General features: G+C 39.1%; 13 protein-coding genes. 2 read left to right on the forward strand and 11 right to left on the reverse strand.

Annotated features, from left to right (window positions below):
- Positions 1-11 precede the first annotated feature (11 nt).
- Positions 12-458, forward strand: coding sequence for a hypothetical protein (locus ACZ5GB_RS04545; RefSeq protein ID WP_464327790.1), 447 nt, complete (start codon positions 12-14; stop codon positions 456-458).
- Complete coding sequence (locus ACZ5GB_RS04550; RefSeq protein ID WP_464327791.1) at positions 455-1,195, forward strand: tRNA (adenine-N1)-methyltransferase; 741 nt, start codon at positions 455-457, stop codon at positions 1,193-1,195. The genes ACZ5GB_RS04545 and ACZ5GB_RS04550 overlap by 4 nt, the downstream gene beginning before the upstream one ends.
- On the opposite strand, the gene rsmG is transcribed toward ACZ5GB_RS04550, so the two are convergent.
- Genes rsmG through ACZ5GB_RS04605 form a run of 11 tightly spaced genes read right to left on the reverse strand, consistent with a single transcriptional unit; the run spans position 1,165 to position 12,776 of the window.
- Positions 1,165-1,764 carry a 16S rRNA (guanine(527)-N(7))-methyltransferase RsmG gene (rsmG, locus tag ACZ5GB_RS04555; RefSeq protein WP_464327820.1) on the reverse strand — a complete coding sequence of 200 codons (600 nt, stop codon included), beginning with the start codon at positions 1,762-1,764 and terminating at the stop codon, positions 1,165-1,167. The two genes, ACZ5GB_RS04550 and rsmG, sit on opposite strands and share 31 nt — an antisense overlap.
- Positions 1,746-2,330: an SCO family protein gene (locus ACZ5GB_RS04560; RefSeq protein ID WP_464327792.1), complete on the reverse strand. Its 585-nt coding sequence runs from the start codon at positions 2,328-2,330 to the stop codon at positions 1,746-1,748. The genes rsmG and ACZ5GB_RS04560 overlap by 19 nt, the downstream gene beginning before the upstream one ends.
- A complete protein-coding gene (locus ACZ5GB_RS04565; RefSeq protein WP_464327793.1) occupies positions 2,327-3,640 on the reverse strand; it encodes a sensor histidine kinase in 1,314 nt (437 codons plus the stop codon). The genes ACZ5GB_RS04560 and ACZ5GB_RS04565 overlap by 4 nt, the downstream gene beginning before the upstream one ends.
- Positions 3,630-4,304 (reverse strand): response regulator transcription factor, encoded by a 675-nt coding sequence (locus ACZ5GB_RS04570; protein ID WP_464327794.1) that lies wholly within the window; start codon positions 4,302-4,304, stop codon positions 3,630-3,632. Before ACZ5GB_RS04570 ends, ACZ5GB_RS04565 begins: the two co-directional genes overlap by 11 nt.
- A complete protein-coding gene (locus ACZ5GB_RS04575) occupies positions 4,301-5,704 on the reverse strand; it encodes a hypothetical protein (protein WP_464327795.1) in 1,404 nt (467 codons plus the stop codon). The genes ACZ5GB_RS04570 and ACZ5GB_RS04575 overlap by 4 nt, the downstream gene beginning before the upstream one ends.
- Entirely contained in the window at positions 5,701-6,273 is a 573-nt protein-coding gene (locus ACZ5GB_RS04580) for a GTP-binding protein (protein ID WP_464327796.1), read from the reverse strand. Before ACZ5GB_RS04580 ends, ACZ5GB_RS04575 begins: the two co-directional genes overlap by 4 nt.
- The gene (locus tag ACZ5GB_RS04585) at positions 6,257-7,387 is read right to left on the reverse strand and encodes a lipopolysaccharide assembly protein LapA domain-containing protein (RefSeq protein WP_464327797.1); all 1,131 of its coding nucleotides are present in this window, start codon (positions 7,385-7,387) and stop codon (positions 6,257-6,259) included. Before ACZ5GB_RS04585 ends, ACZ5GB_RS04580 begins: the two co-directional genes overlap by 17 nt.
- On the reverse strand, positions 7,384-7,725 hold the full coding sequence (gene rsfS / locus ACZ5GB_RS04590) for a ribosome silencing factor (protein WP_464327798.1): 342 nt from the start codon (positions 7,723-7,725) through the stop codon (positions 7,384-7,386). Before rsfS ends, ACZ5GB_RS04585 begins: the two co-directional genes overlap by 4 nt.
- A complete protein-coding gene (locus tag ACZ5GB_RS04595) occupies positions 7,712-8,608 on the reverse strand; it encodes an outer membrane protein assembly factor BamD (protein WP_464327799.1) in 897 nt (298 codons plus the stop codon). Before ACZ5GB_RS04595 ends, rsfS begins: the two co-directional genes overlap by 14 nt.
- On the reverse strand, positions 8,601-9,959 hold the full coding sequence (locus ACZ5GB_RS04600; RefSeq protein WP_464327800.1) for an Rne/Rng family ribonuclease: 1,359 nt from the start codon (positions 9,957-9,959) through the stop codon (positions 8,601-8,603). The genes ACZ5GB_RS04595 and ACZ5GB_RS04600 overlap by 8 nt, the downstream gene beginning before the upstream one ends.
- A 9-nt stretch (positions 9,960-9,968) precedes the next feature.
- Positions 9,969-12,776, reverse strand: coding sequence for an AAA family ATPase (locus ACZ5GB_RS04605; protein WP_464327801.1), 2,808 nt, complete (start codon positions 12,774-12,776; stop codon positions 9,969-9,971).
- Between the last annotated feature and the right edge of the window lie 13 nt (positions 12,777-12,789).

The raw sequence follows: 12,789 nt of genomic DNA on the forward strand, positions 1-12,789 counted from the left end.
ATAACATTCCTGTGTTTTGGTTAATAGTTTTTATTACCTTTCTCAACGCCTTTGCCCTTGATTGTTCTCTTCTTAAGGCAAGGTATATGGCTCTAAGGGAAGATATGGTCTATGAGGACCTTATGAGAGAGGCCGAATCTTTGATAAACCTTGCCTGCAATAGAGGGGACAAAAAGGCCTTAAGGTCTGCGGACAAAATATTGCAAGCCCTTGAAAATATAAAATTTCCAGAGAGTTTTGGAAAGGATGAAGTGGTTGTCAGCAAAAGATTAAGAAGAGCATCAATTCTTCTCAACGAGACTCAAAAATACTCTAAAAAATACTCTCAGCTCTTTGCCTACCAACTTCTTTTTTACCAAGTGGCCAGAGAAAACTACAGGGTTGGCGATTATGAATATGCCTTAAAATACTCTATAGCTTCTTACAATCTTGGTAGGGCTATACTGGAGCTAAGATGATTTTTAAGGAAGGTGATTATATACTTCTTGTGGAAGGTGAAAAAAGGTATGTAAAACTACTAAATAAGGACTTTAACCTTAGCTTAAAGGGGAAAACCATAAAGTTTGAGGATATAGTGGGCAAAAGGCCTGGTGAGGTGGTAAAGGGCTTTTGCCTTTTGCTTCCAACCCTTGAAGACATCATACTTTATGGATTTAAAAGAAAAACTCAGATAGTTTATCCAAAAGATAGCTTTTACATCGCCTTTAGGCTTGGCCTTTCAAAGGATAAAAAACTCCTTGAATTTGGTGTAGGAAGTGGTGCATCTACGGCCGTTTTCTCCCAGCTTGCTGGAGAGGTGTGGGTATATGAAGTAAGAGAGGATTTTTACAAGCTGGCAAAGAAAAACTGGGAAAGCTTTGGACTGTGCCAGAATGTAAAGCTTGAAAACATGGATTTTATGCTGGCAGACCTGCCGGAAGAGTTTTTTGATGCCGTTTTTGTGGATGTAAAGGACCCACTACCCTACATAGAAAAGGTTTGGAAGGTTCTAAAGGCTGGCGCATCCTTTGGAAGCATACTGCCCACCACAAACCAAGTAAGTGCTTTGATAAAAGCTATGGAAGGACTATTTTGTGATATAGACGTTTTGGAAACACTCCAAAGGCACTATAAGATAAACCCAGAAAGGTTAAGGCCGCAGGACAATATGGTGGCGCACACAGGCTACCTTGTCTTTGCAAGAAAAAGGATATAGTCCTTTATGTCTGGAAGGTCTATTTTGCAGTAGTCATAGCCCTCCGGCACAGTGGCCCCTTTCATTATGAGTATGTATTTTTTTGAAAGCCTATCCAAGATAGGCAATATATCCTTTAGTTTTCCCAAGGCCCTACAAACCACAAGGTCAAACTTTTCATCCACCTTTTGGGCTTCTTTACATATAACTCTGTAAGATAGTCCAAGCTTTACCTTTATATACTCAAGAAAGGCACACTTTTTTGCAACGGACTCTATAAGGGTCAGTTCTATTCTATCCTTGTAGTATATCTTTAGTGGCACACCGGGAAAGCCTGCACCACTACCCACATCGCACAAAGAAAGCCCATCCACCTTAACACCCTTTTCTTCCAAACAAAGGCTCACGCTTACAGAATCAAGAAAATGCCTTATAACAATCTCTTCATCCTCCTCTATGGCCGTTAAATTGTGGACCTTGTTCCACCTTTTTAGCTCCTTAAGGTATATATCAAAGCTTTTTATCTGTTCCTCAGACAGGCTAAAGCCATTCCTTTGGAATATTTCTCTTATCAGTCTTTCAGAAGAAATTTTATATCCTCCGCCATCTTTTGTGGGTCTTGCTTAGAAGGTGTATAAAGGAGCTTTATCTTGTTGTCTGGGGTGATAAGGTATATGGTGGCCGTATGGTCTATAAGGTAGCCACCTGCCGATTGACCTTCCACCTTTTTGTAATAGGCCTTATACTCCTTTGCCACCTTTCTTATCTCTTCCTCGGATCCTCTTAGGCCTATAAAGGTGGGGTTAAAGTAAGGCACATAGCCTTTTAGCACCTCTTCCGTGTCCCTTTCTGGGTCCACGCTTATAAAAAGCACCTGCACCTTTTGAGCTTCTTCCGGCCTTAGATAATTCATCATCTTTGCCATTGTTTCAAGGGCTGTGGGACATACATCGGGACAGTGGGTATATCCAAAGAATATAAGCACTATCTTGCCTTGGCTGGTGTAGTCGGAGAGCCTTACCCTTTTTCCGTTATGGTCTGTTAGCTCAAAGTTGTAGGCTGGCTGGTCAAAAAGATGGCCATAGAACTCATGCTGTTTTTTACAAGAAGCTACAAAGGCCAAAAGAAGGACTATAAGAAAGGTTAATTTTCTCATAATTTAAAATTATAGCAAAGGCTTACCTTTGTGCCAAGGCCCTTTTTACTTTCTATCTTCATATCCATACCGCTCTTTTGTGCTATAAGCCTCACTATGTATAATCCAAGGCCTGAACCATCCTTATCTGTAGCCTCCCTGTAAAAAAGCTCACCCGCCTTTTCTGGATGTTCCATGCCTATGCCCTCATCCTCAACCACTATACATCCATCCTTAAAGTAAAGGCTTATCCTTGCACCCTTCTCAGAATACTTGTAAGCATTTTCTATAAGATTTCTTAAGGCCAGTTTAAAGTATTCCTTGTCCACTTCTATCTCCTTGTCCTCTTCAAGATAATCCACAAAAAAGTTTCTTTCCTCCTTTATAAACTCATACTCCTCTTCTATCTCTGCAAAAAGCTGGTTTATGCTTACCCTTTCTACCTTTAGTGGCATTTGAGATTCAAGCCTCATTATGGTGGCAAGCTGGGTTATAAGCCTTTCCATCTTTTCCGACTGGGCATATACTCTGGAGTATATTTCTCGTAGCTTTTCTTCACCATAGGCACCCATCTGCAAAAGCTCCATCTGTCCTTTTATGTAGGCCAAGGGCGTCTTTAAGGCATGGGTTATGTTCCTAATAAACTCCCTCTGCCATAAAATTATGCTTTTTAACCTTTCCACCATATTGGCATAAGCCTCTTCCAAAAGGCCAAACTCATCCCGCCTCCCACTCACCTTTATTTCTATATCCAACTGACCCTTGGATATGCGTTCTGATATATCCCTAAGGTAAGACAAAGGTTCAAGAAGTCTTTTTATTGAAAAAACCGCAAGCAAGGATGCAGGGAGAGATATAAATAGGACTAAAATAGCTGTAAAAATTAATATCCTGTGTTCTATTTTCCTTATACCTTCCAACTTTCCCAAGATTATAAGCTTGTAGTGGCCAATTTCTTTAACTATAAAAGCATATTCCTTTCCTACACCCTTCTTTTCCTTTAACATTTGCTTTATTTCTTCTTCCTCAACCTCTGGCATACTTCCTTCCAAAAAACTCTCCTTATTTAAAACTCTACCTTTTTCATCTACCAAAATGCTGGCTATTTCCCTTGATACAACGTCCTCCGCAAGGAGTTTGGCATAGAAATTGGGATTTTTATAATACTTTTTATAAAAGTCTATTAAAGGGTTTACCTGATACTCCATGTAATTGAGGGTATATTCATAAAGGCTACTTCTTATAAGCAAAAGACTAAAAAAGGAAAGTAAAAATACACTGCCTATATAAAGACTGAAGAAAAGAATTAGTGCTTTAAGCCTAACTGACATCTTCTAAGCTTAACATATAACCGTATCCTCTTACCGTTTTTATAAGCTTGTGATCCTTATCTCCAAGTTTGTTCCTTAGGTTTTTTATATAAACATCCACTATGTTAGAACCTTCACCATAAGAGTATCCCCAAACCTTGGCATATATCTCATCCCTACTAATAGCAGACCCAGCCCTCTCCATAAGAAGCTTCAAAAGGTTAAACTCCTTCTGTGTGGTGTGTATTTTACTACCCTTATAATAAACTTCAAGAGACTTTAATCTTAATTCAAGATCGCCAACCTTAAGCACCTCTGGACCATTCTTTTTGTACCTTCTTAATACAGCCCTTATCCTTGCTATAAGTTCTTTAAAAGAGAAAGGCTTTGTTATGTAATCGTCCGCACCAGCGGAAAGACCTTCCACCTTATCCTCAATTTGAGCCTTGGCCGTAAGCATGATTATGGGAATATCTTTTGTCTCTCTTGTCTTTTTACAAACCCTTAGACCATCCATTTTTGGTAGCATAATGTCCAAGATCACAAGCTCGTAATCTTCTTCCATGATCTTGTTTATTGCACTGTAGCCATCCCTTACCCAATCTACTTGAAAGCCTTCGTGGCTTAGACCATCTTTAAGTAGCTGTCCCAAGGATTGATCATCTTCAACCAATAAAACCCTCATGCCTCTTGTAGCTTTATGTATTCTTCTATCTTAAGAATTTTTAATATATCCCTATAAGGTTGAAGTGCTACCTCCAGCTCCTGTTCAAACCTATCCTGCCCAAGCACATTATAGCTTAAATCCAACAAAAATTGCAAAAAGCCAAAGGCTTCTCCTTCATCCCTTGGTCGTCTTCTGTAAAATATGGTGCCTTCTTGGTATTTTAGCACCTCTGAAGAAGACAGTTGAGAGAGTATTACATGATTAAGGTGGCTTGCATGTTTCAAAAGGATGCCATATATAAGGTTAAGCAAGAAGAGATAAACCACATCTTTTATATTTTCCATGGATTGATAAAAGGTAATGTCAACGTATCCTATTTTTTCAAATGATATTTTGTTTATGACCTTCATGCTTTCACCTTCTTCTTTTACAACACCTAAAAGCGTGCCATCTTTACATAGGATATAGCTTTTGGATTTACCAGAATACACACCCACAACTCCAGTTCTACCTTCCATACTCATAGCTACCAATATCTTTCCAATTTCTATAAAAGAAATAGGTAGACCTTGAACAACCTTGTTATCAGCATGCTTAAGTATTAATAAGTCAAGTATACTGCTACCAACTTTTATTACGCTTAGAAAAGAAAGCTTTTGGTTATTAAGAAAAAGATCAAATATTTCTGGATTAAAAGGATAGATTGCGAAAAGTTGGCCCTTTTTGTAATATAATTCAAACTCAAAGTCGCTTCCAGTTAATTTCATTATGCCAGTAAATTTACTAAGCTGAAAGTTCTCAAATAAAGTTATAAGATTTATCTTTTCTGCCTCTACATTGTTCATTAAGTAATCAATTTCAAAATTTTCTCTTAGGATATCCGGGTTTTGAAACTGGTTTATGTCCAAATATCCCTTGGAAAAAAGAGTATTAAGGTTTCTTATCTCTTCAATCAAACTGTTTGGCGACGATATTAGTATGTGATATATGCTTTTACCATCATAAATTTCGCTTTTTTCAAAATTTTTTAACACTTTTACTACGGCTAATGGTGTTATAACTCTATCTATAAGACTTTTTAACTCTCTATGCACCAATTGAAGTTGAAGAACCAATTCTTCTGCAGATATGGGTTCTTCAAGCTCTATTATGCCTTCTATAGGGTTTTCTCTAAAGGTAAAAAAAGCCTCTGGGTTTTCCATAAGCTCTGAAAGGTGGTACAAAAGCATAGACCTTTTATTCACATTGGGTATGTTTTCGCTTGTGCCAAGCCCAAATCCTTTTATTAGGCCCCTTTCTACATAGAGGGATACAATGTTTACTCCAAGAAAGAGGTTTAATATACCTACCTTGCTAAAAAGACATCCATTTAACAGGTCTACTAAATCCTGTTGTGAAGACAAATACCCCGATATCATAACATCATCCTTTCTACTTTTGATATGAGGTAATCCTCAAGTAGTTTAAAGGTTTCCAATACGCCCTCACCCTTTATAGCACTGGCACATACGGAAGGGTACCTATCAACGTTTATACTCTTTTCTAATTCCTGGTAGCTTAAGGTGTTTGGCAGGTCCATCTTGTTGTATTGAAAAACCAAAGGCACATCTCCTAAACTTTTCCCAAGGCGCAAAAGGTCAGCCTTGAGAAGGTTGTAGAAATTTATGTTTTCTGTTAGCCTTTCTTTTTGAGAATCCACTACAAAAACCAAGCCATCCACACCTCTAAGAACAGTAAGCCTTATGTCCTTGTAAATATCCTGTCCAGGGACAGTGTATAGAGCAAAAGACACAGTTATATCTCCCACTTTTACCTTTTTTGTTGTAAAGTCAAAGACTAAGGTCCTTTCCCCTTGTGTATCAAGCTTTACAAGGTCTAAACCTTCCATCTCCGAAAGCTTTTCAAGGTTTGTGGTCTTGCCCGATTGGGCCACACCATAATAAACCACCTTTAACCTTATAAGCTTTTTTTCAACGTCCACCAGCATGAAAAGCCCTCCTTATCCTTATTTCCCCCCAGGTTAAACATCCTGAACATAAGGGGTAATAGCTATTATAAGCCTTTCCACAACTGCACACAAAGGGTTTTAATAGATGCTTTATACTTGTTAGGCAATATTTGTCCTGGTCTTTGTGAGAAAGTGTGCTGTATAAAAGAGCCTTCATCTGGTCGGATAAGCTTTCTTCTAACTCTTTTGCTTTGCTGAGAAGGTTTAGCTTTATGTAAACCATAGCGAGAATATCTGGTGAAATCATATCCTTTTTAGATTCCACAATATCCAGCAACTTGGTAAGGGTAGATTGATCCTCCGAAAGGTTCCATAAAACATCTTCTTGATAATTTAATGATAATACTTTATCCCAGTGTTTTCTTGCGTCTTTTGTTTTATCTCTTGAAAGCAGGTATTTTATGTAAACTGCATACACAAAGGGAGTTGTATAAAGGTCCATGGCCTTTTCTATAAGCCTTTCTTCACCTTCCTTTTGGTAAAGTTCTGCTAAAATTTCGGCTTTTATCCTTTTTTGTTTTTCCTTTTCCCATCTTTCGCAAAGGTCAAGCATCTTGTCTTGATATTCAAGTGCCTCTTGCCATCTATCTTGTAAAGAATAAACATCCCTTAGGCCTTTTAGGGCTTTGAGGTTTTCTTCATCTTGAGACAAAGCTTTCTTGAATTCTTCCTCTGCTTCTTGAAGCTTTCCTTCTTTTAAGAACAGTTCGCCTACTAAAATTGGGTCAAAAGCTTTTGCCTCTTCTACTCTACCTTGTTCTATAAAAAGTTTTGCAAGTATGCTCTTTATGCCTTGAAGGGACTTGGCTGGGCCTCCAAGGATACGTTCCGCCCTATTGATATAACCTCTTGATAACTCTTTTAGGCCCTGGTCTATGCTGTTTAGCTTTCTTTTTAGACCAACCTCCTTAAAGATAAAGTAAAAGGATGGTATGAAAAATCCAAGGGTAAAGGAAAGGAGCAAAAGCACAAAAAGTGGCACTTTATAAACTGTATAGAAAAAACTTACCTCCACATACCCAGCGTTCTGAGCTATAAATAGAAGAAAAAGCACCACCAAAGAAAGAGAGAGCAGTATTTTTATTAGGTTCATAGCTCTAACCTCTCCGCCGTTGAGTAGAGCCATTCAAGGTCATAGTATTCCCTCCATTCCTTGAGGAATATATGAACTATTATATCAATAAGGTCAATGAGAATCCAAGCGCCTTCTTCCGCACCTTCCACATGGTCTGGCTTTATGTTTTTCTTTTCAAGCTCTTCCAAGAGGTATTTTAGGAGGGCCTTGGCATGCACTGGAGAGTTGGCTGTAGCGATAACAAAATAGTTGGCTATGTTTGTATGTTTTGAAACGTCCAACACAACAATATCTTCCGCCTTCTTATCTTCAAGAAGGCTCTTTAAAGTTTTTAATAGTTCCTTATTGTCTTGCATATTCCTTTAATTGCTTATAATAGGTATTTTCTCCGTATACCTCCTTATACTTTTCCATAAGCTTTAAACCTTCTTGCCTGCTATCTTCTGCGAGTTTTTTCCATCTTTCTATTTCTCCTTCCAGAAAGGCTATTCTGTTTTGTATTGCTTTTTTATCCTCTTCGGATTTAACAGCTTTTAACTCCTTTTGAGCTTCCTCTATCCATCCTTTGTATTTATCTTCCTGTTTCTTTGCCTGTTTTTTCACCAAAAGTAGAGATTTTATATATCTGTATAGAACTTCGGCCTCAGAAACTTGTTCAGGGTAGTTTATCAAAAGGTTCTTATACCTAAGGGATGCAGAATAATAATATCCAAAGTCTTCGTAAAACCTTCCTATAAGGTATTCATGCTTTGCCAGTTTGCTTTGAGCGTCATCTATTAAGCTTATTACTCTGTCTGCATATGGGCTGTTTGGATATTTGATAAGAAATTCCTTAGCCTTATCTATGGCTTTTAGTGTATAGCTTTGGTCTCTGTATGCGTCTGGTGCCACCTTCATGTAGCTATCCACCACCATAAAATACACCTTCTCTGCCTCTGGACTTTCTGGATAGTAAAAGAGGAAATCCTCTAAGTATATAATGGCGTTTATGTAGTCCTTCCTAAGGTAATAGCTTTCAGCTATGGTGTATTTGGCAGATTTTATCTCTTGTGGGCTTAGGTTTTCAAGGTATTTGAGGGCTTCGGATAGTTTGCTTATGGCTTCCTTATAATCTCTTCTTGAATAGGCAGACATGCCTTGTGAGTAGGCTTCAAGGGCCAGTTTAGCCCTCTTTTCTTCGGTCATCTTGGCACAACTAAAGACAAAAACAAGTAATAAAAATATAATCTTCTTACTCATGGCTCATATTAAAGTTATTTACACCAACATCATAACTACTATCAACTTGCACATAAGAATAGCCTTTTGATTGCATAGCCTTTTTAACCTTTTCATACCTAATAGGATGTACTTGAATCTTTATGGCTTTGTGAGCATGTTCTTCTATTTCTTTTTCCAATTCAAAAAGGAAGAAAGAGGAACTTTTGATGTAGCCTTTGCCAGAACAGTAAGGGCAGGATTCTGTAAGTAGTTTACTAAGGCTTCTTCCAGATTTTTTCCTTGACATCTCCAGTATGCCCAGTTTTGTAAAACCATGTATGTTAATATGGCACGCTTCTTCTCCAAAGGCCTGTTGCATGCTTTTAATTATAATCTCTTTGTTCTCCTGCTTTTTCATATCAATAAAATCTATAAGAATTATACCACCTATGTCCCTAAGAATGATTTGTTTTACTATTTCCCTCACAGCTTCAAGGTTTGTTCTTAGGGCGTTCTCCTCATGGCAAGAACCAATTGGGTCTCCGCTGTTCACATCTATTATGGTAAAGGCTTCCGTTTCTTCTATGGTTATGTACCCACCACCCTTTAGCCAAACCACTTTGTTAAGAATGCTTCTAAGGCTATCTTGAAGCTTGTATTTATGCACATATGCGCTTGGGTCCTTTATGTATAGATTTTTCTTAAGCAGGTCTGGCTCAAAGACCTCAAGGAAAGAGGCTATTTCGTTCCATATAAGGGGGTTGTCCGATATTATTTCTTCCATATCTTGCCAATGGTCTCTTATTAGTCTTATGTATGATGGGTATTCTTCCAATATGGGTTGGGGTTTTTTTAGTACCTTAGCCCTCTTTTCTATCTGATGCCATAAGCTTCTTAACTTTTCAAGTTCCTCTTTTATCTGTTCATGTGTGGCCTTTACTGCTGCGCTTCTTAGAATCACACCTTCTTCTTTTAAATCTTTTTCCAATAAACTACAAAGCCTATCCTTTTCCTCCGACTGTATTTTGCTGGAGCATTTTATATCCTTGCCTCTTGGAAAATATATAAGGTACTTTCCTACCAGTTTTACGTTGGTGGTGAGCTTGGCTCCCTTTTCTCCTTCTGGCTCTCTTACCATCTGGACTATAAGGCTTTCTCCAACTCGGTAGTTTTCACCTTTCAAAGGAAGAAAGGCATCCCTCCCTATGCCTACGTCTACAAAAACTCCGTCCATACCTTTTGCAAGCCTTTTTACTTTCCCCTTAAATATGCTGTCTGTTAGCCTTTTTGAACCTCTTTCTTCCGCGCTTATTTTATACACACTTTCCCCTTCTATAAGAAAGGAAAGTATAAGCTCGCCAGAAGACAAAACAACCAGTCTTTTAGCCATACACTTTTATTATACACGTTCTATAAGGCTTTTAAGTATTTCTCTCTCTAAGGGTGAGCTTACCTTTGGAAGTATGGTATCTATCACAAGCGCCTTCACATCGGAATACTTGTTTAGCCTTCTGGCGCATCTTATTGTATCCCTTATGGAAAAGACAAAGTCTACTGGTTCTTCCGATTGTTGAGTTTGATAGGCTCTGTAAGCCTTCCTTATGGCGTTGGCTATTTTTATGAGTTCAAAAAGCTTCCATATGTGTTCTTCTAATCTTTCAATGCCTTCTATGTTCTTGACCTTTATTCCATTTACCACATGATGCCACAGGTAAAGGAAGTCTTCTGAGCTTAAAAGTGAAAGTTCCGGCACCTGGTCTCTTAAAATGAGAGCTTCGTCCGCACTGTAAAGGCCTCCCTCTTCTTCAAAGGGTGGATAGTCTATGAAGAGTATGTCTGCTCTGGATTTTATGTCTTGGGGTAGTTCGGATACACCTAAGTAGTTTTGGGGGTTCATACCTCCCACCAAGATTACTTCTTTGTGCGCCTTTATAACCTCTCCAGTGGGCAATGTTAAATACCTTCTGTAGTCAAAAAGAGGGTTAAAAAGCTTTACCATACCAGCTGGTAGTGTGTTTATCTCGTCAAAGTATATGACTGCACCTGGTGTTTGCAAGGCTTTTACCAAGTCTGAGTAAACTCTCCTCGTGCCTCTTTTGGGGTCAAACTCATACACAAAGGTTATGTCTTCCCTTTCCATCTTGGAGTTGCAAGGGACTATATATAGTGGCCTGTTGGTAAGGGCAGAAAAGACCTCCACTAAAAAGTTCTTTCCAACGCCCGCATCACCCTCAAGTATGAGTATACCTTCCGAGTATAGCACTTGCTCTTTTACGATGGAGGTGAATTTTTCAAGGTTCTTTACAAACCATGGCGTTTCCTCGTAAGATACAAACAGGGGAGTTCTTGGTGGATCATAGGCAAAAAGGCCATTAAGATGTCTTAGATATTTTTTTACCCATTGGGGCAAAGACCGTAAGTCTTTTTGAGAAAGCAGGTTAGAATACCTTTTGGGCTCCAAAAGGATGCCATCTTCTCTCTCAAAGGCTATCTTTGCATAAACCTCATCCTTTATAAATACTCTATCTTCTACTTTTAGCCTCCACTTTAGCTTTTTCCTTTCGCCAGAAAAGCGTGGGAACTCCTCCGACCCAAAAAAGACCCTTGTATCTTCAATTCTTATCCTATACCTTTTTAGTTTGTTTTCAAGTAGTTTTTCTTGGACTATTCGGGAAAGCTCCCTTTGTCCTTCCTCTCTTAGCTCCTTTGGGAGTTTGTTGAGAAATTCCCTTGTATTTTTTATCTCTTCAAGGCTTTCAAAGTCTCTTAGGTCCTCGCTGTTTAAGGTAGCTATGCTGGTTTTCACCTTTTGAAGGTGTTCCTGTAGCTTATTTTGTAAGTGCTTTTCAATCTCTTCCTTTAGCTCCTTTAGTTTTTCAGCCCACTCATCCCTCTCTATCCTTATCCTGTTTTCCACCTCCCTTAGGTCCTCTGCTGTAATGCTATCCTGAGCTATTTTTAGCCTTATGCTTTCTAAAAAGGCCTCAAACTTGGCCTCTTCAATCATTCTATTTGCTTGAAGTATAACCTCCCTTACCCTCCTTATAGGCATGTCCATAGCCATTAATCTCTTATACTCCTCCAACTCCGAAGGGTCTGTGCTTGGGCTTATCTTTTTTAGACTTCCTTTTAGCTTTTTAAGCTCCTCTTCTGCCCTCTTTACCATCTGGGACTGGCGGTCTACATCAAAAAGGAATTCGGTTAAGTTGGTTGTAATAGACCTAAGGCTGTAAAAATCCTTATCATCCTTGTAGGTATGGGTGCATGTGTAAATGGTTCCATCGGGGGATACTCTTACCACAGAATATCCAAAGCCTTCAAAGGTATGGATGTATACAAACTCTGGAAGATAAACAAGACCAAGCTTATTATCTTCTGCATCCGCAAGGAACAAAAAGTCCCCATCGGGGGATATATCCATATGGTTTATGTTTATTGCTGTGGTAAGGCTTTTTAGTGGAGATTCAAGTTGAAGGTCATAAAAGAATAGGTCCTTACCCTCCGAAAGAAGTATGCCATCCTTTAGCACAAGAGCGCCTTTTCCAGAAGGATGGTTTAGTCTTTTTATAAGGTTCCCTCCAAGGTCGTAAAGGGCCACACCCTTTGTGCCAGAAAGCAAAAGCCTTGTGGAGCCTACAAACCTAAGAAGCTTTAATTCTCCTATGTTTGCCTCCGAGTAAGAAAAGACCTTTTTAAACTCCAACCCTTCCGTTCCAAAGCCTCCAGATATGTCTATCACATAAACCCTTTCTCCTACCACACCGTAGGCAAGCAGGTTTCCACTTATATCCAGTCCAGCGGAGGCACGCACGCCCTCCTGCGTGGTTCTAAAGCTTTTCCAGGTTTGGGGGTTCCTCTTGTCCTCAAGGAGATAGACCACCAGGTAAGGCGGTGTCAAGAGGGCTAAGTAGGAGCCTTTAAAAAGGGCTTCTGTAATAACTTGTGCTGGTGGTCTGGATGGAAGCCTATGAAGCTTTCCACTCCAATCGTAGAGCTGAAATACTCCATGCCTTCTTCCCACAAGGAGCCAATAGCCATCCTCCGAGACATCTATAGCGTCCACCCAAAACTCTTCTATCCTTGCGTCTGGGTCCTTTTCAAGGAAGTCTTTGGGATATAGCCTTAGGTCGCCTTTTGGCGTTCTTATTTCTAAAACACTTATCTCTTCCTTTTCCTTTTTTCCAAAAATCCTGTCCAGAATACCCATAACCATAAAATAT

The organism is Hydrogenobacter subterraneus (assembly GCF_055390195.1).